The organism is Chryseobacterium elymi (assembly GCF_003385495.1).
In the GTDB taxonomy this organism is placed as follows: domain Bacteria; phylum Bacteroidota; class Bacteroidia; order Flavobacteriales; family Weeksellaceae; genus Chryseobacterium; species Chryseobacterium elymi.
Genome location: NZ_QNUH01000004.1, coordinates 94,472 through 118,124 on the forward strand (window position 1 = coordinate 94,472; position 23,653 = coordinate 118,124).

Annotated in this window: 21 protein-coding genes; 8 read left to right on the forward strand and 13 right to left on the reverse strand. The window is 37.4% G+C overall.

The window, feature by feature from the left end:
- Positions 1-26 precede the first annotated feature (26 nt).
- On the reverse strand, positions 27-2,459 hold the full coding sequence (locus DRF60_RS05855) for an alpha-ketoacid dehydrogenase subunit alpha/beta (RefSeq protein WP_116011175.1): 2,433 nt from the start codon (positions 2,457-2,459) through the stop codon (positions 27-29).
- A 134-nt stretch (positions 2,460-2,593) separates the two neighbouring features.
- Here DRF60_RS05855 and DRF60_RS05860 point away from each other — a divergent pair, with 134 nt between their 5' ends.
- The 3 genes from DRF60_RS05860 to DRF60_RS05870 all read left to right on the forward strand — a co-directional run bounded on the left by DRF60_RS05860 (position 2,594) and on the right by DRF60_RS05870 (position 5,131).
- Positions 2,594-2,893 (forward strand): hypothetical protein, encoded by a 300-nt coding sequence (locus tag DRF60_RS05860; RefSeq protein ID WP_238640066.1) that lies wholly within the window; start codon positions 2,594-2,596, stop codon positions 2,891-2,893.
- 267 nt (positions 2,894-3,160) lie between these two features.
- Positions 3,161-3,958, forward strand: a complete 798-nt coding sequence (locus tag DRF60_RS05865; protein WP_116011176.1) for a hypothetical protein — start codon at positions 3,161-3,163, stop codon at positions 3,956-3,958.
- A 381-nt stretch (positions 3,959-4,339) separates the two neighbouring features.
- The gene (locus DRF60_RS05870) at positions 4,340-5,131 is read left to right on the forward strand and encodes a hypothetical protein (protein WP_116011177.1); all 792 of its coding nucleotides are present in this window, start codon (positions 4,340-4,342) and stop codon (positions 5,129-5,131) included.
- A 339-nt stretch (positions 5,132-5,470) separates the two neighbouring features.
- Here DRF60_RS05870 and DRF60_RS05875 read toward each other — a convergent pair whose 3' ends face one another.
- The 10 genes from DRF60_RS05875 to queA form a co-directional block, all read right to left on the reverse strand.
- Complete coding sequence (locus DRF60_RS05875) at positions 5,471-5,794, reverse strand: helix-turn-helix domain-containing protein (RefSeq protein WP_116011178.1); 324 nt, start codon at positions 5,792-5,794, stop codon at positions 5,471-5,473.
- A gap of 31 nt (positions 5,795-5,825) precedes the next feature.
- On the reverse strand, positions 5,826-6,263 hold the full coding sequence (locus DRF60_RS05880; protein WP_116011179.1) for a transposase: 438 nt from the start codon (positions 6,261-6,263) through the stop codon (positions 5,826-5,828).
- Positions 6,264-6,684: 421 nt separating this feature from the next.
- Positions 6,685-7,509 (reverse strand): hypothetical protein, encoded by an 825-nt coding sequence (locus tag DRF60_RS05885; RefSeq protein ID WP_116011180.1) that lies wholly within the window; start codon positions 7,507-7,509, stop codon positions 6,685-6,687.
- A 138-nt stretch (positions 7,510-7,647) separates the two neighbouring features.
- Positions 7,648-9,132, reverse strand: coding sequence for a tetratricopeptide repeat protein (locus DRF60_RS05890; protein ID WP_116011181.1), 1,485 nt, complete (start codon positions 9,130-9,132; stop codon positions 7,648-7,650).
- Between the two features lie 124 nt (positions 9,133-9,256).
- A complete protein-coding gene (locus DRF60_RS05895; protein ID WP_116011182.1) occupies positions 9,257-10,027 on the reverse strand; it encodes a hypothetical protein in 771 nt (256 codons plus the stop codon).
- Between the two features lie 306 nt (positions 10,028-10,333).
- Positions 10,334-11,311 (reverse strand): polyprenyl synthetase family protein, encoded by a 978-nt coding sequence (locus DRF60_RS05900; RefSeq protein WP_116011183.1) that lies wholly within the window; start codon positions 11,309-11,311, stop codon positions 10,334-10,336.
- Positions 11,312-11,384: 73 nt separating this feature from the next.
- Entirely contained in the window at positions 11,385-12,263 is an 879-nt protein-coding gene (locus tag DRF60_RS05905) for a hypothetical protein (RefSeq protein ID WP_116011184.1), read from the reverse strand.
- 273 nt (positions 12,264-12,536) lie between these two features.
- Entirely contained in the window at positions 12,537-13,475 is a 939-nt protein-coding gene (locus tag DRF60_RS05910; RefSeq protein ID WP_116011185.1) for a sterol desaturase family protein, read from the reverse strand.
- Between the two features lie 77 nt (positions 13,476-13,552).
- Entirely contained in the window at positions 13,553-14,587 is a 1,035-nt protein-coding gene (gene rlmN, locus DRF60_RS05915) for a 23S rRNA (adenine(2503)-C(2))-methyltransferase RlmN (protein ID WP_116011186.1), read from the reverse strand.
- Between the two features lie 114 nt (positions 14,588-14,701).
- Positions 14,702-15,751 (reverse strand): tRNA preQ1(34) S-adenosylmethionine ribosyltransferase-isomerase QueA, encoded by a 1,050-nt coding sequence (gene queA, locus DRF60_RS05920; RefSeq protein ID WP_116011187.1) that lies wholly within the window; start codon positions 15,749-15,751, stop codon positions 14,702-14,704.
- Positions 15,752-15,933: 182 nt separating this feature from the next.
- Here queA and DRF60_RS05925 point away from each other — a divergent pair, with 182 nt between their 5' ends.
- From DRF60_RS05925 to DRF60_RS05940, 4 genes are all read left to right on the forward strand, one after another.
- Positions 15,934-16,626, forward strand: coding sequence for an AIM24 family protein (locus DRF60_RS05925; protein WP_116011366.1), 693 nt, complete (start codon positions 15,934-15,936; stop codon positions 16,624-16,626).
- A 157-nt stretch (positions 16,627-16,783) separates the two neighbouring features.
- Positions 16,784-18,181 carry a Gfo/Idh/MocA family protein gene (locus DRF60_RS05930; RefSeq protein ID WP_116011188.1) on the forward strand — a complete coding sequence of 466 codons (1,398 nt, stop codon included), beginning with the start codon at positions 16,784-16,786 and terminating at the stop codon, positions 18,179-18,181.
- Positions 18,171-19,076: a sugar phosphate nucleotidyltransferase gene (locus DRF60_RS05935; protein WP_116011189.1), complete on the forward strand. Its 906-nt coding sequence runs from the start codon at positions 18,171-18,173 to the stop codon at positions 19,074-19,076. The genes DRF60_RS05930 and DRF60_RS05935 overlap by 11 nt, the downstream gene beginning before the upstream one ends.
- Positions 19,067-20,101 carry a phosphotransferase enzyme family protein gene (locus DRF60_RS05940; RefSeq protein WP_116011190.1) on the forward strand — a complete coding sequence of 345 codons (1,035 nt, stop codon included), beginning with the start codon at positions 19,067-19,069 and terminating at the stop codon, positions 20,099-20,101. The genes DRF60_RS05935 and DRF60_RS05940 overlap by 10 nt, the downstream gene beginning before the upstream one ends.
- Before the next feature lie 136 nt (positions 20,102-20,237).
- Here DRF60_RS05940 and DRF60_RS05945 read toward each other — a convergent pair whose 3' ends face one another.
- Together DRF60_RS05945 and DRF60_RS05950 are read right to left on the reverse strand one after the other, a co-directional pair.
- A complete protein-coding gene (locus DRF60_RS05945; RefSeq protein WP_116011191.1) occupies positions 20,238-20,729 on the reverse strand; it encodes a DNA-deoxyinosine glycosylase in 492 nt (163 codons plus the stop codon).
- Between the two features lie 332 nt (positions 20,730-21,061).
- Entirely contained in the window at positions 21,062-23,056 is a 1,995-nt protein-coding gene (locus DRF60_RS05950) for a S9 family peptidase (protein WP_116011192.1), read from the reverse strand.
- A gap of 320 nt (positions 23,057-23,376) precedes the next feature.
- Between DRF60_RS05950 and DRF60_RS05955 the strand changes: the two genes are divergently transcribed.
- On the forward strand, positions 23,377-23,634 hold the full coding sequence (locus DRF60_RS05955) for a hypothetical protein (protein ID WP_116011193.1): 258 nt from the start codon (positions 23,377-23,379) through the stop codon (positions 23,632-23,634).
- Positions 23,635-23,653: the final 19 nt, after the last annotated feature.

Sequence of the window (23,653 nt, forward strand, 5' to 3'; positions counted from 1 at the left end):
CGGCTTAATTTTATCTAAAATCTCAATTAGAATATCGCAGGATATTTCTGAGGGTTGGTTTCGTTAAACATCGCGTAGATTCTTTCCACCATATCATCTGAAGATGGCTTGCTGAAGTAATCTCCGTCGCTTGCATAAGCAGGTCTGTGATCATTAGCTGCAATCGTCAACGGATCCGAATCCAGGTATCTGAATGCTTTCTGCTTCTCAAGAATCTGCTGAAGAATAAATGCTGAAGTCCCCCCTTCCACATCTTCGTCGATTACAACCAATCTATTCGTTCTTTTCACGCTTTCAGCAATTTCATTCGTTAAATCAAAAGGAATTAATGACTGAACATCAATAACTTCTGCAGAGATTCCCAGTTTTTCCAATTGTTCTGCGGCATCCATTACAATTCTCCAGGTGGAACCGTAAGTTACCAGAGTAACATCTTTTCCTTCTTTGGTTACTTCAATTTTCCCTACAGGAACAGTGAATTCACCTAAGTTATCAGGTTGCTTTTCTTTTAATCGGTATCCGTTCAGACATTCAACGATCACCGCAGGATCATCACTTTGAAGCATTGTATTGTAGAAACCAGCCGCTTTCGTTAAGTTTCTCGGTACCAATACCAAAATTCCTTTAGAAAGGTTCAGAATTCCTGCCATTGGAGAACCTGAATGCCACACACCTTCCAGTCTGTGCCCTCTTGTTCTGATGATTACCGGAGCTTTCTGACCGCCTTTTGTTCTGTATTGAACAGTTGCCAGATCATCACTCATTCCCTGTAAGCAGTAAAGAATATAATCCAGATACTGGATCTCAGCAATAGGTCTAAGACCTCTCATCGCCATACCGATACCCTGGCCAAGAATGGTAGCTTCACGGATTCCGGTATCTGCTACACGTACTTCGCCGTATTTTTCCTGCATTCCTTCTAATCCCTGGTTAACATCACCGATATTTCCGGCATCTTCACCAAATACTAAAGTTTCAGGATATTTTTCGAAAATCTTATCAAAATTATTTCTTACCACTACTCTTCCGTCTACTTCTTCAGAATTTTCTGAGAAAACAGGCTTCACCTCCTTCACATTTTCAGCTTTCCACTGAGACTGTGAATATAAGTGGGAAGAATAGTTATCTTTTTCTATTTCAAAAACTTCATTATACTTCTGCATCAATTGGGTTCTTTCTGCAGAATTTGTTCCTCTTGTTGTCAGTAAAACCTTTCTTGTAAGATGGAAAACATCTTTTTTAGCTTTTGAAACCAATTTATTGAACTGAGCAATATACCCTTCGATTTCAACATTCTGACCTTTAAGGTTTTCAATTAACGGAAGAACAGACTGAACTAAATCTGTAATGGTCTTCTGATAATTCTCCCAGGCATTTTTCTGACCTGCTTTTACTATTTTTTTAGCTTCTTCATCTATCGCATCCAGTTCTTCCGCAGAAGCAATAATTTCTTCTTTTCCTTCGATTTCGATTGAATAATTCAGGATCCATTCTTTGAATTTCACCATACCATCAAAATCTGCCTCCCAGGAAAGGCGCTCTTCATTTTTATATCTTTCATGAGATCCTGAAGTTGAGTGTCCCTGTGGCTGGGTAACCTCAATAACATGAACCACAACCGGAATACTTTCTGTTCTGGCAAAATGTTCAGCTCTGGCATAAGCATCCAGTAATGAAGGATAGTCCCATGCTTTTACCTGAATAATCTCGCAGCCCTGGTTTTCTCCTTCTTTTCTCTGAAAACCGCTTAACATTTCAGCAATGTCCGCTTTTGCTCTCTGGTTTCTGGTTGGAACTGAAATTCCGTATCCGTCATCCCAAATAGAAACAATCATAGGAACCTGAAGCGCACAGGCAGCATTCAGCGTTTCCCAGAAATGTCCTTCTGCTGTAGAAGCATCACCGATTGTTCCGAACGCAACTTCATTTCCTCCTTTTGAGAACTTTTCAGAACCTTCAAATTTTACGCTTTTATACACTTTAGAAGCTTGGGCTAATCCTAATAATCTGGGCATCTGTCCTGCTGTAGGAGAAATATCCGAAGAGATATTTTTCTGTGCCGTAAGATCTTTCCAGCTTCCGTCTTCATCTAAGCTTCTTGTGGCAAAATGCCCGTTCATTTGTCTTCCGGCAGATGCCGGCTCTCTCTCAACACTTGTATCTGCATACAGCTGTGCGAAAAAGCTTTCAACCGTTAAAGCATTTACTGCTAATGCAAAAGTCTGATCCCTGTAATATCCTGAACGGAAGTCACCATTTCTGAAAACTTTCGCCATGGCCAGCTGAGGAAGTTCCTTACCATCCCCAAAAATTCCGAATTTAGCTTTTCCTGTAAGCACTTCTCTTCTTCCAAGATAAGACATTTCGCGCGATATCTTTCCTAACCTGTAATCTTCAAGTATCTGGTTTTTAAAGTCCCGGAAAGAAATTTGCTGTGTTTCAATATAGGTTGTCTGCATAGCTAGATATAAAAGTTTTTATTCTTCAAGTATGCCGCTAATATACAATTTTTAAATTAATTTTAATTTTCAATAATCTTTTTTAAAAATTTGATAATAAAAGAATTGTGTTTTATATTGTAAAAAAATTGTAAATGATGGAAAAAAAATCGACTCATATCCTGAATGCATCCAGCAATCTTTTAGGTTTTTCCCTGATTATCATCACTTCCCTCAAAATCACTAAAATCAGTGGGAATACACATCTGGATGAGTTTGCAGGTATAGCATGCCTGTTATTTTCCTGCAGCTGCTTTTTTTCGTTTATGGCGATCAGAACCAAAAACGGAAAGCGAGAAAGTAAATATGAGACCATTGCGGATTATCTATTTTTAATCGCTTTATTTTGTATTGTTTTAGCAGTTCTTATTATGACCGTAAAAATAATTGATTAAATCTATTATCTAATCATTTCATTTTTCAAAATTTTATTTTTTGGGGTAAATAATTCACCTATTTGTTCTTACAAGTAAGATGAGTAAGAGAGCTTCAGTATATAACTAAATCAAACGCAAGAGATATATCTTACATATTTCTCAATATTTTGATTAAAAATTAATCAAATATACTACAACTTCAATCATTCTTTCTATAATAGTATAAAAATTGATCGTCAGAATAAAATATTATATAATTTTATATAAAATTAAAAACAAAATGAAATGAAAAGAAAATTATTTTCGGCTTTTGGTGTTTTAGTAACAACCTGTATTATGTATTCCCAAGTAGGGATAAACACCAGTAATCCACAAACAATTCTGCACATAGACGGTGCTAAGGATAACGCGGTAACAGGGATTCCTACCGCGGCTCAACAGGTGAACGACTTTTCTGTTACTTCAGCTGCCCATGTAGGGCTAGGAACAACTGCTCCTACTCAAAAGCTGGACGTAGCCTCTGGTAATGTCCGCATTCGTGATATTAATGCTAATATAGGCGTTGGCGGAACAGACAGAGTGGTAGTGGCTGATGCAACTGGGATATTAAAAACGGTTAATTTTAATGATTATTCCTTATTCCATGCACGTTTGGCGGCTAATCAAAATCATACAGGTGGTGGTGGTGCCATTACAACGTTAATATTTGCCACTCCATTGGCAACTTCTCCATACTATGCCTACAATACAAGTACGGGTACATTGACGTTTAACCAAGCAGGGAATTATCTTGTCACCTTACAGGCTGGTTTTGCCAGTGCTCCTGTAGGAACTCAATTGCTTATAGGAATCCGGCCTGTGCCAGATGCCGACTACTTAGGAAGAGGCAGCCATTATAATGCAGTTGCTACAGGTGCAAGTATTGGTGAACTGATGAATTACACGACAATGATTATAGTTCCATCCGCCGGTTATCAGGTTAGGTTTACCGCAGCTCCTAATCAAAACTGCACAGTTTTGGCAACTGAAACCGGAAGCACCGGAAGTGGTAACGTAACGAATGTTACCGTACAGAAAATATAAATTCTATTAATCAGAGAAAACAGCCTGAACATTAATAACATTCAGGCTGTTCTTTGATCATATGAGAATCTTACATCATTATACATTTGTCTGCATTTCTGATCTAATTATATAAGGCAACATCAGTATCTTTAACTGTTTCATTTCTGGTTTAGTCCTGAATTTTTAAAGATTGAGCTCAAATGATAATTTCCTTTACATAGTGTAATAATGCCTTTCTATATAAATTAAATAAGAGATATTTTACATGTTCCGTAAAATCCAGTCCTAAAAAAGCTGAAATTTATCATGATGCTAATTATTCCTTCTGTAATGGTATAAAATTTGACACTGAACATAACGTTAAATAATTTTAACACACAAAAGAAAAAAATTAAATCGATGAGAAAAGAAACTATTTCGTTTCTTGGCGTTTTCTTAACGTCAAGCATTATCTATGCACAAGTGGGGATAAACACAAACAATCCACAAGCTATTTTTCATGTTGATGCAGCAAAAGACAATCCGCTGTCGGGTGCACCTTCTGTTGTACAACAAGCTAATGATTTTGTTGTAACAAGTACTGCTAACGTGGGGATTGGGACTACGAATCCAACAGACAAACTGGATGTAGCTTCAGGAAACGCACGAATCCGGGACATCAATTCAAACATTGGAATCGGAGGAACTGACAGAGTGGTAGTAGCTGATGCTACAGGTGTTTTGAAGACCATTAATTTTAATTCATACTCTTTATTCCATGCCCGCCTTACAGCTAATCAAAGTTTGACAACTGCTACCATTAGTACTTTAGTATTTTCCGCTCCGCTGGCCACTTCTCCTTATTACAGCTATAGTACCTCAACAGGTATTTTAACGTTTAATCAGGCAGGAAATTATCTCGTAACACTACAGGCCAGTTTCACTAATATGGCAGCGGGAACCCAGTTACTGTTGGGAATAAGACCTGTTCCGGATGCAGATTATCTGGGAAGAGGCAGTCATTATAATGCTGCTGCTAATTCTGGGAGTGTTGGAGAATTAATGAATTACACTACATTACTGATTATACCTACAGCAGGCTACCGGGTCCGTTTTACTGCAGCTCCCAATCAAAATGCTACTGTTTTAGCTACTGAAACAGGAAGTACAGGAAGTGGCAACGTAACGAATGTTACCATACAGAAAATATAAAATTTTATTGATCAGAGAGAAACAGCCTGAACGTTAATAGCGTTCAGGCTGTTTCTCTCTATCATATGACATCTTACATCATTATACTGTTTGTGTGTACTTTCTGATCTAATTATATATAAGGCCGTTTTAGGAATTTCTTTACTTGCTGCCCCCTACTGTTTGGTCTTTTTTCCTGCTACAATAAGCTCAGGAATAAGTCAATTATTTTCTGAGTCTATATATTTTTTCGAAACTGAGGATAACTGCTATTCTTTCGTGTTGTACCTTAATAAGACAGGAGGCATGACAACCGGAGGAAAGTTTTTTCATTGTAATATAACCTGAGTTTTATGGTGATTAACGAAACTCTTTCTTCCATTTACTTATTGTATTTCTACTAAGGTTAAATTTTTCTGCTAGTTGAGTATTATTTAATTTATTTACTTTTTGATAGTTTAAAATCTCTAATACTGTAGCTTTGTTATAAGAACGTAATTTTTGATTAAATTTAAATGCCTCAGCATCTGCACCATCAAAAATAATACTGTTCACTTTGATAATATCCAGGCTTGATAGTTCTTTCTTACTTAGTAAACCCTTACATTTAGCCCTTTTGTGAGGATATTTTTTCGAGATAATATCTTGGTAAATTAACTTATAATTTGGAGGTAGATTTTTCATATTTTATTAAAATTCTCAATTCTTAATAACTTCATTTTATTTTATTATATTTTGCTAACCATTTATAAAGTGTAGTTTTAGGAATTCGATATTCATCTATAATTTGCTTTCTTGTTTTTTCACGTGAGTTGACGAGTTCTAAAATAAAATCAATGACTTCACCTGTATAAATATTTTTTCTAAATTGGGGAAGCTGGGAGACTTTTTTTTCAACTTCGCTTTTACTTCTTTTGGATGGAGGTGAGAATAATATCAGGTATTGAGTATAGAGTCTAAAGAAATCATATTCCAACAACTTACTCCAACTCAACAAAATATTTGTTGGCAAATCTTTCTGCAGGAACATTTCATCCACATCTTCCACGCTGCACTTCATGAAATTACAGATACGGGAAGTTTCCATATCAAGCTCAATGGCTTTTTGTTTAATTAATGAACCTATATGAATATTCTTTAAATTATAACTCATATCAATAATTTTTTACTTTTAATTTCTTTCAATATTATTAACAACACCTGAGAGTTCTGGATAAGAAAATTAAGATTAATGTGCTGGAAGCTGGAAGAGGGGGGCTTGAAATTACTATTGGACTGATAGTTTCTTAAAATTGAATTAACTAGTCTTAAAAAATTGATAAAAACCGAAGTATCGTTATTTTTCACGACCTTAATAACTTCCCTCTTCCAGCTTCAGGCTTCCTTACCTTATTAAATCAGAAATGTCTTATCCCGAACTCAGGTTAACAATACTAAATAGTTACTTTATCATCTTAATCAACAAGATCCACAAAATTTCAAAAAAAGAAAACCAGCAGGGAAACTGATTTTCTTTAGATTGTCTCTACATTATATCTTTCTCATCATTTATATAGTTTTTAGAACCTTTTGAACTATGGTATTGCTGTATACATTACCGACATATGTGCCCCTGGTAATTGGGTATAAGTTCCACTTTTACTTGTAGTCGTATCTAGTTTAAATACTTCTCCCGCCGCTAGCTTTACTGTTGTAGTCATAAAACTATCTCCACCTCCATATTGCCATCTGAATCCCTGAGATTCAATAATTAAACTCCCAGCAGTTAGCCTCAGTGCTACCCCTCTATCTGCAGCTGCAAATTCCCCTAACTTGCTTACATAATTAGGTACACTTCCCGTAATAGAAACACCCCCAACAGGAATCCCTGAAAATTTTACCCAGACATCAAAGGTATATAAACCTGTTTTTTTAACAGCAAAAGTTCCGTTATCAACTCTGGTGACATATTCATTACTGATATGGTCTGTCGCTTCAAACCACACAGGGCTTACAACATTACTTCCTGATTTCAGAGAGGTTCCTATTCTCCTGGCATACAGAACGTTTGAAGGAATCTTAAGATCAGATACTACCGGTTTACCAAACTTTTCCCACTTACCTGAAGTCTCATCAAAATAATAGAAACCGGCCGAATCAATATTAGAGGCCTGACCGGCAGCCGCACCGGTAGTAACATCATTAACATAGATAAGTGTGGAATGCTGAACCTGAGACATATTCAGTGCCCTTTCCCTGTCTACTCTGGGAATCAATAACCCGTCAATGTTTTTTGTTGCCCCCGAAACATTTTTCGACTGAATGTCCAGCGTAGCCTGGGGATTTGATGTATTAATTCCCATTTGAGAATAAATTGCTGTGGAAGAAAACCACATGAATAATAAAAATAATTTGTTCATTACTTGGATTTTTTATTTCCCTACAAAAGGACAAAATATTCTTAATATCCTTGCTAAAAATCGCTACGTATTAGATGCTTAATTATCAAAAAAAAGATCACAAAATCCTGTTTATCAATACAAAACAAAAGGCCAGAATTATTGTTCTGAATTTCCCATATTTTGAATCCAGAGATAAATATCAGTCCGTGAAGGAATATTAAGCTTTTTACGGATATTATATTTGCGGGTCTGAACGGTTCGGGGTGAGGTAAAGGTAAATTCAGCAATATCCTTGGTAGAAAAATTAAGAAATAAGAAAGCACAAAATGTAAGCTCAGTAGTTTTCAATCCGGGAGAAAGTAAAAGCAGCCTGCCTACAAACTCCGGGTAAACTTCCTGAAAACGGATAAAAAACTCAGGGTGATTTTCTTTAGCTAAAGAAACAACTTCTTCAAAAGAATCATTGATCCTTTTCTGCATTTCTTTAGCTTCTTTTTCTTTCTCCAGAAGACGCTGTTCTTTTTCCATAAGTTGGGATTCCTTTGCTTTTTTATCATTCAGCACCACCCTGTAAGTCAGGCACATGGAAAATAAAATCACTAATATGGAAATACCAACCAGCAAATAGACCTTATTTTTTTGCTTTCTCTGCTCATCATCCTTTTCATCAAGGATATTATGAATGACAAAATCCATGATCTTCGCATTTTCCCGGTTAAGACTGTCATTTAGCTTTATATATTTATTCAGATATTCTTTTTCCTTTTCAGGTCTGTTCATAGCAGCATAAATTTCAGCAAGAAATTGATAGAGATCCCTTACGTCAACTGTAGGGCTTCGCTTTTTGTTATATCGAATGGCTTCATTGATGAAATGTAAAGCCTTATCATATTCTTTTTTTTCATAAGCAAGTTTTCCTGATACATACCAAAGATATTCCTTATTAGGATGGTGGTATTTCTCCAGTATCTGAGCCGCCTTATGGATATGAGCTTCTGCAGAATCCATTTTTTTTTGTTTCATGAATACAAATGCAAGACTTAAATGAGCCGAACTGAAGCTATAATGGTTAAAATCTTCATCAATTTTGCTCTGCTGTTTATACCCTTCAATACAAAGGCGATGGTAATACAGGCTGGAGTCAATATTTTTTTTTTCATCATACAGGCTTCCGAGCTGCAGGTAAGAAACATTCAGGTATTCTAACCGGTACTCTTCGGCCGGAATTTTATGGGAGAGCTTTATTTTTTCCAAAAACTCTTCCTTTGCTTTGTCATAGAGCTTCATTGTTACATATATGCTTCCAAGGATGTTTTTGATATCTGCCCTTAATGTATAATCATTTTCCGCAATATACTTCTTCCCTTCTTTAGCATATTTCAGGCTTTCATCATACATATTAAGATATAATAAAGGATAGGCTATATAAATATTTGCCTTGCAGATTCCTTGGGAATATTTTTTTTCTTTTGCCAATGCCAAAGCCCGACGGGCGGTCTTTATGGCAGCAACCGGCTGATCCTGATAAGCCTGCTCCGCTGAAACATCCAGCAGGCTGTCTACCTTCTTCTTTTCAGATTTGGCCTGGCCGAAAACAATCACGGAAAGCATAAGAAAGAAAAGGCATGGGAATAATTTCATTGATAATAAAATATGAATACTAATATAAACTATTTACAAATAACCTAAAATTTGATAAAAATCCTGCTCTCTACTGAAAGCAGGAGAATGGAATAAACGAAAAGCTAAAAGCAAACTTCCGAAATTAAAGGTCCTTTTTGTAAAGCTGAACCGTCATTGTCCCTTTTCCCCAATTATAGTTTTCCCCAGTTGCAGCGTGCATATTATATTTTACGGTGCAGGGTGAACTGTCGGTACCTGTAACAGTTCCTGACTTAAGTTCTAAATAACCATTCAATGTATAAGTAACCGTCATATCAGTGCTTGTCGTATTCTTAATCTGTTCAACATATGCTGCGCTTACCGTAGACATTTTAACACCATTGGAGCCTTTAGGAAAGGAGAATTTCCTGGATCCTGCCTGCATTTCATTACCATTTTTGAGAAATCTAATGCCATAGTAGGATAAAGCATCGTTTGCACACTCACTACCAGCTCCTCCAATTTCCATTCCTAAGGGGATCGAATAATTAACAACAACCTGAACATCTTTATTAGCAGGAATTACAATACTTTGTGTCATCTCTAAATCTATATTATTAATCTGCTGGCTACCATTCCATACTCCGTGGATATTCCTTTTTATCGGGTTTACTGCAACAATAGAATAGATATCGTCCAAAACATATTTTCCGGGTGGTATTAGGGCTGATACCGGTAATCTTTTTCCCACACCATTAGCGTCCAGAACCATAATAAGGTCTGCTGATAATAAAGAACTGTATTGTGGTACAGACCTAAAACGTATATTACCATTCACATCCAGTGTTTCCGTAGGTGATTGTGTATTGATACCTACTTGCGAGAGCATAAGCGAAGAGATACCGGCTGTACCTATTACCATTAATTTTTTCATTTTTTTATTGTTTTAAATTGTTATTCATTCTATTTGCTGCAAAACTAAGAAAGGGACATCGCAGGCCTGCTATAAGGCAATACGTATTGGATACGTATCTAACAAAAAAAACAAATAACACACTAATAACCAATATATTAAAGTAAATAATTATGCAAATGCAGTAGAAATGAAGTGGAAGAATCGCAAGAAAATAAATATTTAAAACTGGGAAAACACAAGTTCCAGTTACTAATAATGACGTAAACTGTCAATAAGAAAACTGAGACAGAGAAAAGATAATAGAAAAGTGATTTTAATCCGGTATCAGAACTTTCGCTCGATGACATAATCCAGCATAAGATGTAATGATTTCCTAGGTTCAGAATCCGGAAATTCATTAAGAATATCTTTAGCCTTCTGCTGAAAATCTTTCATTACTTTTATGGCGTAATCCATGCCGCCAGAATTTTTGACAAAGTCTATAAGCTCCTTAACACGTTTAGGATCGTTATTGTAACGTTTGATGGTATTGAAGTAATATTTACGTTCTTTTTCACCGGCTATTTTTAAAGTATGAATTAAAGGGAGGGTCATTTTCTGCTCCTTAATATCAATACCTACAGGTTTCCCGATAACGTTTGAACTCAAATAATCAAAAAGGTCGTCTTTAATCTGGAAAGCCATCCCGGTATAGGTCCCAAAATTCATCATCTTTTTAGCCAGAGTTTCATCTGCATTATTGGAGAGAACACCAATTTCACAGCAAGCCGCAATCAATGTCGCAGTTTTCTGGCGGATAATTTCATAATAAACATCTTCGGTAATATCCAGCTTCCTGGCTTTTTCAAGTTGCAAAAGCTCACCTTCGGACATTTCACGGATCGTTCTGGAAATCACTCCTAAAAGATCGTAATCCTTATGATCTGTAGAAAGCAGTACGGATTTTGATAAAAGATAGTCTCCTACCAAAACAGCAATTTTATTCTTCCATAAAGCATTGATTGAGAAAAAATTACGTCTTTTGAAACTTTCATCCACCACATCATCATGTACAAGAGTTGCGGTGTGGATCAGCTCGATCATGGAGGCGCCGCGGTAGGTTTTTTCATTGACCTCACCTATCAGCTTTGCGCAAAGGAATACGAACATAGGACGCATCTGCTTTCCCTTAGTAGTAACAATAAAACGCGTTACTTTATCCAATAAAGGCACTTTGCTCTGCATCGATTCATAAAACTTCTGCTCGAAAAGCTTCATTTCCTCATTGATCGGTCGTTTGATTTCTTCTACGATGTTTGCCAAAATCTGTGAATGAAAGGTAAATATTAATTAATTCTCACAAAGATAATTTTTTTCACGCAATTTCAGGACAAAATTAATCTTTGAGTTCTTTATTTGGAATAAAATAAAGCGAAGGCTGTGCGCTTCCCAATTTTGACCTGAATTTTTCCCCTGAAATATAGATTCCTGATTCATTAACAGCAATGCCTTCGATTTGCCCTACTGCTAAAGCACTGCCCAGATAATAATGTTTCGGGATCTCCTTAAAAAAGATTCCCGGCTCTGTTTCGGTAAAGACATTCAAAAATACCTCTGTTTTCTTGGTATAGCCTACCAGATATAACTTTTTATCAAAATACGCAGCATCAGTTACCACAAAATTCGTTTTGTAAGATTCTGTTTTTTCTGCTTTCTGCTTTTCGGAGGTCGTGGGATCAATAGTGTAATGAGAAGTTGATTTTGATTTCCATTCTTTGGTAAACAGGTGAAGTTTTCCATTCAAATAGATCATGGCCTCTGCATCAAAATCATTGTTGGTATATTGAGGAATAAATTCTGTCTGCTCAGGATAATAGAACGAAATTTTCGTGATAGAATCGTTCTTGGGTTCGCTGCTGTAAAAAGGAAGTTTATAGATTTCAAGATCTCGTCTTGTTCCTGCGTTATTACCTATGTCACCAATATAAAAGTTCTTTCCGTCATTAGTCAAAGCCTCCCAGTCTTTATTTTTAGCATTGATTGTGAACGTATTTTTGATAATGCCGGAAGCTTCATCCAGTTCAAAAAGCTCCGGAGCATTGCCGCTGTCATTAAATGTATACAGCTTACCGTTCAGACTACTCAGCCCTGATGTTTCCTGGATTTTATCATCCAAATAACCTACTCTGTATTTTCTTATTTTTAAAAATTCCGTCTGCTGTGAAAATGAAGATTGAAAGATAATAACAGCTATGAGAAGGATGAATTTTTTCATAAGGCAAAAATAGGGGTTTGCGGGGAATGAGGAAAACCGGAAGTATTTTATTTTTTGAAACCACTCCGTTAAAAATTCTTTGAATTTTCGCCACCCTCCAAAGGATAGGAATAATTCCCCAATTAACAACAGATGTCGTGAAAATCATAGACTTTAAAAAAATTTAAGTGTACTTCCTGTGCGCAAAGCATTTAACTGAAAATAACTTAGGGGTTTAAAAACTTCTATGTCTTTTGTGGTTAAATAAAACTCAGAATTATAAATACATATGAATCATGCCGATTTCATTTTTTGTTTTTGTTCCTGTCTTTTTAACTGCTTCTCCAAATAGTCTTTCTGATATTGTCTTACTGTTTTTCCCGTACCATCATGTCTCCAGCCCGGAGAATTAAAAATATAATTGATCCGATCGGAAAATTTCAGTCCCGGCTGTCTGATATCTTTCCAGATTTTTCTCCATTCATAAAGAAGAACGGTGTCAGGCTTATTGTCCGGCATTTTTGGATATATTCCATATTTCACGGGTACATTGGGGTCCTCTTTCTCGAAAGTTCCGAACATTTTATCCCAGATGATGAGGCACATTCCCATATTCCTGTCCAGATACTTGATGTTACAGGCATGATGGACTCTATGATGGGAAGGGGTTACCAGAATATATTCCAGGATTCCCAGTTTTTTTATAGTCTGTGTATGCACCCAGGTCCCGTACACCTGCCCTATGGCATAAACCACCATAATGTGCCACGGATTAAAGCCTAAAAAAGCAAGCGGAGAAAAATAAAGATACCTGTAAAGCGGCTGCAGTACGGGACTTCTAAAACCTGTTGTAAGGTTGAAATACTCTGAATTGTGGTGGGTAATGTGAACGGCCCAGAACGCCCTGGAATGATGATCTACATAATGCAGCACATAATAGGCAAAATCTGTGATGGTAAAACAGATGAGCCAGTACCAAACTGTGAAATCCCATGTGAAAAGCCTGTGATTGTAAAAGAAAAACATCACCCCCATAGCAAAAGCCTTCATGATCAGGTCCAGCCCGAAATTCATTAAAGCAAGATAAACACTTGTGGCAACATCTTTTCCACTGTATAGCTTAGCTTCAGAAATGTGACTGTAAATCATTTCAGCTAAAATAACGGCAGCATGAAATGGTATAGCCCATGCATAAACGTTTTCCAAACCATCTTCACTCATAAAGAAGTCCATATAAACTTTTTTACTTTATGTAAAGGTAAGATTTTAGGAAAATATTAAGAAAATTTTTGATTTTTTTTAAGGAAATTTTAATCTGTTGTTTTATTGGCCAGCTGTCCGCAGGCCGCATCGATGTCTCCACCGCGACTTTTTCTGATCATTACAGTAATTCCTGCATTTTCCAGCTGGCGTACATAATTATCTTCTGCCTGCTTATTGCATTGGTCATATTTTCCGTCTCCGATAGGGTTATACTGGATCAGATTCACTTTGGAAGGAACCTGTTTGCAATACCTGATCAGAGCTTTGATATCTTCATCCCCATCATTAATACCTTTCCATACGCAGTATTCAAAAGTAATGACAGAACCTGTTTTTTGGTACCAGTACTGAAGTGCCTCCATAATATCCGTCAACGGAAATTTATCCGAGAAAGGCATGATCTCATTCCGTTTGGATTCAATAGCAGAGTGAAGCGAAAGCGCTAGTTTTACACGGAGTTCATCGTCTGCAAGCATTTTGATCATCTTAGGAATTCCGGATGTAGAAACGGTAATCCTTCTTGGTGACATTCCCAGACCTTCCGGCTGGGTGATTTTTCTGATAGCCTCCACTACATTTTTGTAATTCATCATTGGCTCGCCCATTCCCATAAAAACAATATTGGAAAGCGGTCTGTCAAAATACATTTTGCTTTGGCTGTCTATTAGAGCCACCTGGTCTACGATTTCGGCTACTTCAAGGTTTCTCATTCTTTTGAGCCTTGCCGTTGCACAGAATTCGCAATTTAATGAACATCCTACCTGTGAAGAAACGCAGGCTGTGGTTCTTGTTTCTGTAGGAATAAGAACAGATTCCACCAGCAGTCCGTCGTGAAGTTTCACACCGTTTTTGATAGTTCCGTCTTTGCTTCTCTGAAGCTGGTCCACAGAAACGGGGTTAATGGTATATTCTTCGGAGATTTTTTCGCGGAGAGATTTCGAAAGATTCGTCATTTCATCAATCGAATGGAGGTTTTTACTCCATAACCAGTCATAAACCTGTTTCGCACGAAACGGTTTTTCCCCTAAAGTCAAAAAATAGTCTTTAAGCTGGTCTAGTGATAAAACTCGGATATCTTTCATTATTGTAAAAAGTATGATGTACAATGTACAAAGTAATAATCTTATGTATTATCTTAAGTTTTTAAACCACTAAAAAATACATTATACTTTGTACATTATACATTAATACATAATTTATAGAATTAACATGGCATCACCGTAAGAATAGAATTTATACTTTTCTTTTACGGCTTCCTCATAAGCATGCATGATGAAATCTTTCCCGGCAAATGCAGCAATCATCATCAATAATGTTGATTTCGGCGTGTGGAAATTGGTGATCATCGAGTTCGCAACTCCAAAATCATGAGGCGGATAAATGAACTTATTTGTCCAACCGTTGAATGCAGAGATCTTTTTATTTGAAGAAACAGATGTTTCCAATGCTCTCATCGTTGTAGTACCTACTGCACAGACTCTTCTGTGAGCATCTACCGCTTTATTGATGATATCAGCATTTTTCTCATCGATGATGATTTCTTCAGACTCCATTTTGTGCTTGGAAAGATCCTCTACCTCAATTGGGTTGAAAGTTCCTAAACCAACATGAAGTGTTACTTCAGCAAAATCGATTCCTTTGATCTCTAATTTCTTCATCAGATGCTTGGAGAAGTGAAGTCCTGCTGTAGGGGCAGCTACTGCTCCTTCAACTTTTGCATAGATCGTCTGATATCTTTCTGCATCTTCCGGCTCTACAGCTCTTTTGATATATTTTGGAAGCGGAGTTTCTCCTAATTCCTTCAGTTTTGTTCTGAATTCGTCATAAGAACCATCGAATAAGAATCTTAATGTTCTTCCTCTTGAAGTGGTATTATCGATCACTTCAGCTACCAAAGATTCATCTTCAGTAAAGAATAATTTGTTACCGATTCTGATTTTTCTTGCAGGATCTACAAGAACATCCCACACTCTGGTTTCTTTGTCCAACTCTCTTAAAAGGAAAACTTCAATTTTAGCACCTGTTTTTTCCTTATTTCCATAAAGACGTGCAGGGAAAACTTTAGTATTGTTGAAAATGAATAGATCTTTCTCATCGAAATAATCCACAACATCTTTAAACAGTTTATGCTCAATGGTTTCTGTTTTTCTGTTAAGAACCATTAATTTGGCTTCGTCTCTGTGTTCAGATGGGTGTTCTGCTAATAATTCCGCAGGAAGATCAAAATTAAAATCTGATGTTTTCATTTTTTTAAATTACGGTTTAAAAATTATTCAAATTACAAGTGTAATTTTCGGTGTGCAAATATACGACATTCAATACCCCTTTGTCAAGTATTATTTAAAATCAAATATAAAACCGTGATTCTACGGTGATTCTTGAAGAAAAAAAAAGATTATTTTTGGAAATATTTAAAAAAAATTGCACTATGAGCAAATATTCATTGGAAGCTTTCGTCAACGAAACTAAAGAAAATCCACAACAAAGAGATTATTTTGAGCTTGAAACGCCCCATATGCTGGAAATTAACCTCAACAATCAGGCGGTTTGGACCAAAAGAGGAAGTATGGTAGGTTATGTAGGAGGCATCAGCTTCGAAAGACAGGGAATGCTGGCAGGAGGTATCGGTAATCTTTTAAAGAAAGCGATCAGCGGTGAAGGAACGAAACTGATGAAAGCCGAAGGAAATGGCAAATTGTATGTGGCAGATGCCGGAAAGAAAGTGCGCATCCTTTATCTCGACAATGAGTCCGTATGCGTGAATGGGAATGATGTTCTTGCCCACGAACAGACTGTAAAAAGTGATATCACTATGCTTAAAAGTGTTGCAGGAATGATGGCTGGCGGTCTTTTCCAGGTAAAACTTTCCGGAACCGGGCATATTGCAATAACGACTCATGGTGAACCATTGACTCTTATGGTAACCCCGGAAAATCCTGTTTTCACAGATCCTAATGCTACAGTAGCATGGTCCGGTAATTTAATTCCTGATCTGAAAACCAATGTTTCCTTCAAAAGCCTTATCGGAAGAGGAAGCGGTGAAGAATTCCAGATGAAATTTTCAGGAACCGGATGGGTACTGATCCAGCCGTACGAAGAAGTATATTTCACAGAAAAATAATTATATCAAAAATTGATGATTGTAACGGCTGTTCCTCATATCAGGACAGCTGTTTTTATTTTCACGCTGGATCTTAAATCTCCAATTCCACAGCCCAAAACCAGCATCCAATACCCCCTACTTCGCAACTTTTTAATATATTTAGGAAAAAATTTTAATGGACACCACCTCTTCACGCAGAAACTTTATTAAGACCGCTGCCCTGGCAAGCTTTGGAGCATTGGTTTTACCTAATTCTTTATTTGCCTACTCCAATGATTTTAAATCAGATAAAAAAATCCGTGTCGGTTTTATCGGTGTAGGACTCCGCGGGCAGGAACATGTAAAGCTGCTGGCAAAACGTAATGACGTAGAAATTGTAGCCTTTGCAGATCCTGATAAACGAATGCTTCTGGCCTCCCAGAAAATACTGAAAGATAATAATAAATCTGCGGCCCAGGAATTTTCAAACGGAGATTATGACTACCGGAATCTTTTAAAATTAAAAACCATTGATGCTGTTGTCATTGCAACTCCATGGGAATGGCATCTTCCACAGGGAACGGAAGCTATGAGAGCTAAGAAGATCGTAGGTATGGAGGTTTCGGGAGCGATAAAGCTACAGGACTGCTGGGAATTTGTAAAAGTATATGAAGAAACGAAGGTTCCTATTTTCATGATGGAGAATGTTTGTTACCGCAGGGATATCATGGCTGTTCTGAATATGGTCCGTAAAGGAATGTTCGGAGAGCTGGTGCACGGAAGAGGCGGCTATCAGCATGATTTAAGAGGAGTTCTTTTCAATGACGGTGTTACGCCTTACAATTCGGGTGCTGAATTTGGGGACAAGGGGTTCAGCGAGGCCCACTGGAGAACGGAACATTATGTAAAACGTAACGGAGAGCTTTATCCAACCCATGGATTAGGCCCTGTGGCAGTGATGATGGATATTAACCGTGGCAACCGCCTGACGAGGCTTTCCTCATTCTCTTCAAAATCTGTGGGACTGCATAAATACATTGTGGAACATCCGAAAGGCGGAGAAAATCATCCGAATGCAAAAGTAAAATTCAATCAGGGAGATATTGTCACCACACAAATTGCATGTGCGAATGGCGAGACTATCCTTTTAACCCATGATACAAGTCTGCAGAGACCTTATGATCTTGGATTCCGAGTGCAGGGAACGGAAGGTTTATGGCAGGATTTCGGCTGGGGAGATTTCAACCAGGGGCACATTTATTTTGAAAAAACAATGAATCACAGCCACCGATGGGAGAATACAGAAAAATGGATGAAGGAATTTGACCATCCTATGTGGAAAAAATTTGAAAATACTGCTGCAGGCGCGGGTCATGGCGGAATGGATTTCTTCGTCATGAATACCTTCATCGAATGTATCAAGCGAAATATAGAATTCCCTATGGATGTGTATGATCTTGCTCTATGGTATTCTATCACGCCGCTCAGCGAAGAATCTATTGCTAAAGGAGGCCAGGCTGTTGATATTCCGGATTTCACCAACGGAAAATGGAAAACCCGTAAACCTGTATTTGGAATGACGGATGAATTCTAAAAAAACACTACTCATATTAGCAGGTGGCCTTGGAAGCCGTTATAAAGGCCTGAAACAGATAGACGGAATATTGGATAACGGTTCACCGATCATGGAATATTCCATCTATGATGCATTGCAAGCCGGTTTTAGCAAAGTTATTATTATTGTGAACAGGTTGATTCCTCAAAGCTATATTGAAAGGTTAAATACCATATCCGGAAAAGCAGATTTTGAGCTTCACTGGGTGTATCAGGAAAAAGAAAATTTCCTGTCACCGGATTTTGACTTCTCACAACGACAGAAACCATGGGGAACCGGCCATGCTGTTCTCTGTGCAAAAAATGTGGTGCAGGACCCTTTTGTTATGATTAACGCGGATGATTTTTATGGAAAAGAGGCATATCAGCTTGCAGCTGAAGAAATTGATATGCATATTTCAGGATCGCAGTTCGGAATGGCTGCCTACCCGGTAGGGTCTACTTTAAGTGGAAACGGAAATGTAGCCCGGGGAATATGTACTTTAGATGCTGAAAATTATCTCGTAAAAATAGAGGAACAGACCTCTATCCGGAAGGTAGGAAATCTTATCATGTATACTGAAAAAGGAAAGGATATAGAAATAGTTCCTGATATGCTGGTATCTATGAATTTTTTCATTTTTCATCCGGATATTTTTGATGCTCTTGAAATGTATTTTAATGATTTTGTACAATCAGATCCGGAGCCTTCGCAGGAGTTTTACATTCCTTCTGCCGTACAGAGAATGATTGACGAGAGAAAGGCAAAAGTATTAGTGAAAGCTTCTCCTTCGCAGTGGATAGGAGTTACCTATGCCAATGATAAAAGCAGTATTAAAGATTTTCTGACATCAGAAGTCGCAAAAAACAGATATCCAGAAGATTTATGGAATTAAAACAAATCGTTACCGGATTTACCGGAACTGAAAACTGTACGGTCACTCCTATTACCAATGGACTGATCAATACCACCTATTGGGTAGAAGATCATGATTCTGAAGAAAAATGGATCCTTCAAAAGATCAACATTCAGGTTTTTCCGTTTCCTGAGATCATCAGTCAAAATCATCTTTTAATCAACCGGATGCTGGAAGAGGGAAATTATCCGCTGGAAATCGTAAAACCAAAGGCCACTTTATCAGGAAGTTTTATTCAAAAAGATGACGACGGAGAATCATGGAGAATGCTCAGTTTCATTGAAGATACAAAGACTTTCTTTAAGATTCCCGATATCAAAGCCGCTTATGAATCGGCAAAGGCTGTAGGATGTTTTTTAAATATGATAAACCCTGAACATCTTCCGGACGTTCAGCCCCCAATTCCGGATTTTATTAATTTTGAAAAAAGAATCCTGGATTACCAGGTATCTTTACAATATGCAAATGAAGGTCTGTTGAAAAATGCTGAGCCGGAAATCAAGACAATGAACGAGTTGCTTTTTCTTCCGCAAAAATGGATCGAAATGGAAAAAAACGGTCTGCTGCCTAAAAGAATTATACATGGAGATCCCAATGTAAGAAATATTCTTTTTGATGAGAATTCAAGACCTCTGGCTGTTATTGATCTGGACACAGTAACGGTTTCCACAATCCTGTATGATTTCGGTGACATGGCAAGATCTTATTCCAATATACTGGATGAGGACAATGGAAATGCAGATCATAATTTTAATCCCCATATTTACAGAACTGTAAAAGACGGGTTTCTGCTGTATTTAAAAGAGAAACTGACTTTTGAAGAGCTTGAAAATCTTGATTATGCAGCGCAGACTGTCATCTATATTCAGGCGATCCGCTTTCTGACTGATTATCTGAATGGTAATACCTACTATGCTACTAAATATACTGACCATAACCTGGATAGGACGAGAAATCAGCTGGAACTGCTGAAAGGCTTGAGAACGTATTTGCGTGTTCATTAGATTTGCTCCACGGATTTAACATCTGCCTAATCTGCGTTAGGCTTTTGATGTGTGTATTTAAGGACAGGGGGGAAGTTTCGGCGCGGGAGCGATGCTCCCCGCGCCGAAACCAACAACTAACTGTTGATCTAAAATTTTAAATCAGGAATTCTAAAATCTTATTCCATTCTTCCAGTTTCTTATCAAAAGCTACCGTGTGAAGAGGGCTTGTGGAAGGAAGCTGAAAAATAGGCAGTCTGTAGTTTTTACCTAAAAGTTTCTGCAGATTCTTGTATGATTTTCCTCCATTACAAAAAATAGCTTTGATATGAGGATGTTGATCCAAAAGTTCTGCGATTTGATTAGCTTCCTCGTTTCTGATCTCCGAATCCAGACTTCCCTTTCTTTCGCAGGAGTCTATAACGTCCCAGACTGCGATATGATGTTTCTTTAAAATATTTATCCGTTCAGGATAATTTTCAGTAACTTCTTCATTGAACAATTCAAAAATAATAGTCCAGAATTTATTCTGCGGATGTGCATAATACTGTTGTTTCTCCAATGATTTTACTCCGGGAATTGAACCTAAAATTAAAATTTCAGACTGATCATCGATTATTGGCGGAAAGGAGGAAATTCTGTTTTGCATACTCAAATATATAAAAACTCGGGACAAAGGGGAAAGGTTTTAGATTCTAGATTTCAGATTTCAGACACGAGACTTTAAGGTTAAGTTTAAGGCTGAGATTGAGAAATGTCAATGATCAATTTTGCTATGCAAGTGAAATGTGAACATTTTCCAACACCGAGTTCCGCATCTCATAAACCCACTTTAGAAAACTTAAAACTTCTCATTAATAATTTGTCTAAAACCTTCAGGTGATCGCATAAAAAAAACGGGCTAAAGCCCGTTTCTATTGATATTTTCAGGAATAATTAAAAGAAATTCAATTCATTTTAACCATTTATTTTTAGTTTAAATTACAAAGTTTCTTTCAGCCAGTCGAAGAATTCTCTCTGCCATACCAATCCGTTTTGAGGATGAAGTACCCAGTGATTTTCGTTCGGGAAATAGACTAATTTAGATTTCAAGCCTTTTAATTTTGCTGCCTGAAAAGCTTCCTGTCCCTGCTCATAAGGTACACGGAAATCGATACCTCCCTGAACAATCATGATAGGTTTGTTCCATTTTTCAACGAAGTTGCTTGGATTGAATTCTGTGTATGCTTTAGGAAGTGGTTTTTCCCATGGAGAACCAAGGTCCCAGTTTGCAAACCAAAGCTCTTCTGTAGTAAGGTACCATGATTTCATATCGAACAATCCATCATGTGCGATAAATGTTTTAAATCTGTTTTCGTGGATTCCAGCCAACATGAATACGCTGTATCCTCCATAGCTCGCTCCTACTGCTGCCATCCTTTCACCATCTACATAAGGTAGTGTTTTCGCAAAGTCTGTTGCTGCCAGATAATCTCTCATTGGCTGTCCGCCCCAGTCTTTGGAAATCTCTTCGTTCCATTGTGTTCCCCATCCCGGCATTCCTCTTCTGTTTGGGGCAACAATGATATATCCGTTGGCTGCCATTAAAGAAAAGTTCCATCTTGTACTGAAATACTGCGTCAGTGCAGATTGCGGCCCTCCCTGGCAGTATACGAGTGTAGGATATTTTTTATTGGGGTCAAAGTTCGGCGGATAGTGGAACCATACCCCCATTTCTTTGCCGTCTGATGTTTTTACCATCTTCAATTCAGATTTACCTTGTGCCAGTTTAGCATAAGCATCTTTGTTGACTTCGGTCACCTGCTTCATTTCACCGTTTTTCAGGTTAACAGAGAATAATTCCGTTGCATGGTTTACATCTGTTCTTCCTACTAAAAGTGAAGATTTGTTGTCGCTAAAGATCTCATTGACATCAAAATCACCTTTTGTAATCTGCTGTACTTTTGCGGCCTTAGGATCTAAGGAGAAAAGCTGCTTTGTACCTCTGAATGCTGCGGTAAAATAAATGGCTTTTGAATCACCGCTCCAGAATACATCTCCTGAAACACTTTCATCCCAGCCAGAGGTAAGATTCGTTGTCTTCCCAGACTTCCAGTCCATAATTTTCACATCATTCTTATCAGCTTCATAACCATCTCTGGTCATACTTTGCCAAACCAGTGACTTTCCGTCCGGACTGAATTTTGGATTAACATCATACCCTTTATTGGATTCTGTTAAATTCTTTGTTGCTCCTGAAGCCAGGTCGTATGCAAAAATGTCTGTGTTGGTACTTGTAGCATACTCTTTCCCGCTTTTAGGTTTGGTAACGTATAAAAGTTGAGAAGAATCCGGGCTCCAGATAAAATCTTCTGCTCCGCCGAAGGGTCTTTGAGGGGAATCCCAGGTTTTACCTTCCAGTAAATCTTTTGCAGATTCTGCCTTGTCTGTAGTGTTTACAACAAATACATGGTTGTATTTCCCTTCATTGAAGTAATCCCAATGTCTGTGATTCAGATCTGTATATACCTGGGCTGTTGTTTTAGGGGTATCGCTGTATTTGTCTTTCCCCATTAATTTTTCTACCAGAACCTGCTTGCTGAAAGCAATTTTTTTACCGTCCGGAGAGATCACGATATTATCAACTTCACCAATGGTGTAAAATTCTGACCAGGTTTTTCCGTTGTCTTTTGAAAGGAAAATCGTATCTCCTTCCTGCGCATAAATTCCATTTTTGTCCCACTGAATAAGGTTTTTTTTACCGAAATCTATCTTGGAAGACTGGTTATTAAGAACATTGAGAAAGTAGTTCTCACTTTTTGTTTTTTCTGTTTTCAGATCTACCTGTCCCACTTTATAAATCAGTGAAGACTGATCCGGTGAAACTGCCTGTACCCCTACTTTTTTCAAAGTCCAAAGAATTTCAGGTGTCATTAACTGTTGTGCATTCATTAAGAGCGGAGCTGCCAGAGCCAGCAGACTGTACTTAAATTTCATATGTTGGTATTCATTTTTTAACGGAACTATAGAATCTTTCTGATTTCATCCATTCCTGTTATTTAATTCAAAGATGACCAAAGTTAATACTTAAAATCCCAATGAACGAAAGAATTAACAAGAAAATTCCAATTCACAATTGAGACGTGCTTTACAGGAAAACACCTATTTTTTAAAGATGGGTATTTTCCCTCTTCTTTCACTTGCCGGAAATCCTGAATTTTACTTCAGTGAAATCAACAGAATCGTGATTTTATAACAGCATAACAGCAGTTCATAATCCATTCCGTTTTATTAATTAACTATTTAAACTTTTCATCATGAGTACACTAGAAACAGGCGATTTTAAAGCAACCCAAGTAGATGCAGGAGCACCTAATCTTTGGCACATTCACAAAGACCATTTGAAATATGGCTCGATTCAGGCAACAAGAGTTGATTTTAAAGGTAGAAATTTGGAGAAAATTATGGCTAAAATCGCCGAAAATGCTCCTACAAATGCTCCTTATATCCAGACTCCGGCACAGGTTCAGACCTACGAAGAATGTATTGGATGGATTAATGATCATTATTCTTAAAACAGAATCGGCTGTCTCA

What these genes read in the sequence shown, in the direction of transcription:
- DRF60_RS05910 (WP_116011185.1), bottom strand. Translation starts at nt 13,475, where the DNA reads ATGGACTTCTTTATGAGTGAAGATGGTTTGGAAAACGTTTATGCATGG.
- DRF60_RS05925 (WP_116011366.1), top strand. Translation starts at nt 15,934, where the DNA reads ATGAGCAAATATTCATTGGAAGCTTTCGTCAACGAAACTAAAGAAAAT.
- DRF60_RS05880 (WP_116011179.1), bottom strand. Translation starts at nt 6,263, where the DNA reads ATGAGTTATAATTTAAAGAATATTCATATAGGTTCATTAATTAAACAA.
- rlmN (WP_116011186.1), bottom strand. Translation starts at nt 14,587, where the DNA reads ATGAAAGATATCCGAGTTTTATCACTAGACCAGCTTAAAGACTATTTT.
- DRF60_RS05930 (WP_116011188.1), top strand. Translation starts at nt 16,784, where the DNA reads ATGGACACCACCTCTTCACGCAGAAACTTTATTAAGACCGCTGCCCTG.
- DRF60_RS05875 (WP_116011178.1), bottom strand. Translation starts at nt 5,794, where the DNA reads ATGAAAAATCTACCTCCAAATTATAAGTTAATTTACCAAGATATTATC.
- queA (WP_116011187.1), bottom strand. Translation starts at nt 15,751, where the DNA reads ATGAAAACATCAGATTTTAATTTTGATCTTCCTGCGGAATTATTAGCA.
- DRF60_RS05870 (WP_116011177.1), top strand. Translation starts at nt 4,340, where the DNA reads ATGAGAAAAGAAACTATTTCGTTTCTTGGCGTTTTCTTAACGTCAAGC.
- DRF60_RS05895 (WP_116011182.1), bottom strand. Translation starts at nt 10,027, where the DNA reads ATGAAAAAATTAATGGTAATAGGTACAGCCGGTATCTCTTCGCTTATG.
- DRF60_RS05855 (WP_116011175.1), bottom strand. Translation starts at nt 2,459, where the DNA reads ATGCAGACAACCTATATTGAAACACAGCAAATTTCTTTCCGGGACTTT.
- DRF60_RS05950 (WP_116011192.1), bottom strand. Translation starts at nt 23,056, where the DNA reads ATGAAATTTAAGTACAGTCTGCTGGCTCTGGCAGCTCCGCTCTTAATG.
- DRF60_RS05905 (WP_116011184.1), bottom strand. Translation starts at nt 12,263, where the DNA reads ATGAAAAAATTCATCCTTCTCATAGCTGTTATTATCTTTCAATCTTCA.
- DRF60_RS05945 (WP_116011191.1), bottom strand. Translation starts at nt 20,729, where the DNA reads ATGCAAAACAGAATTTCCTCCTTTCCGCCAATAATCGATGATCAGTCT.
- DRF60_RS05885 (WP_116011180.1), bottom strand. Translation starts at nt 7,509, where the DNA reads ATGAACAAATTATTTTTATTATTCATGTGGTTTTCTTCCACAGCAATT.
- DRF60_RS05955 (WP_116011193.1), top strand. Translation starts at nt 23,377, where the DNA reads ATGAGTACACTAGAAACAGGCGATTTTAAAGCAACCCAAGTAGATGCA.
- DRF60_RS05860 (WP_238640066.1), top strand. Translation starts at nt 2,594, where the DNA reads ATGATGGAAAAAAAATCGACTCATATCCTGAATGCATCCAGCAATCTT.
- DRF60_RS05865 (WP_116011176.1), top strand. Translation starts at nt 3,161, where the DNA reads ATGAAAAGAAAATTATTTTCGGCTTTTGGTGTTTTAGTAACAACCTGT.
- DRF60_RS05935 (WP_116011189.1), top strand. Translation starts at nt 18,171, where the DNA reads ATGAATTCTAAAAAAACACTACTCATATTAGCAGGTGGCCTTGGAAGC.
- DRF60_RS05940 (WP_116011190.1), top strand. Translation starts at nt 19,067, where the DNA reads ATGGAATTAAAACAAATCGTTACCGGATTTACCGGAACTGAAAACTGT.
- DRF60_RS05890 (WP_116011181.1), bottom strand. Translation starts at nt 9,132, where the DNA reads ATGAAATTATTCCCATGCCTTTTCTTTCTTATGCTTTCCGTGATTGTT.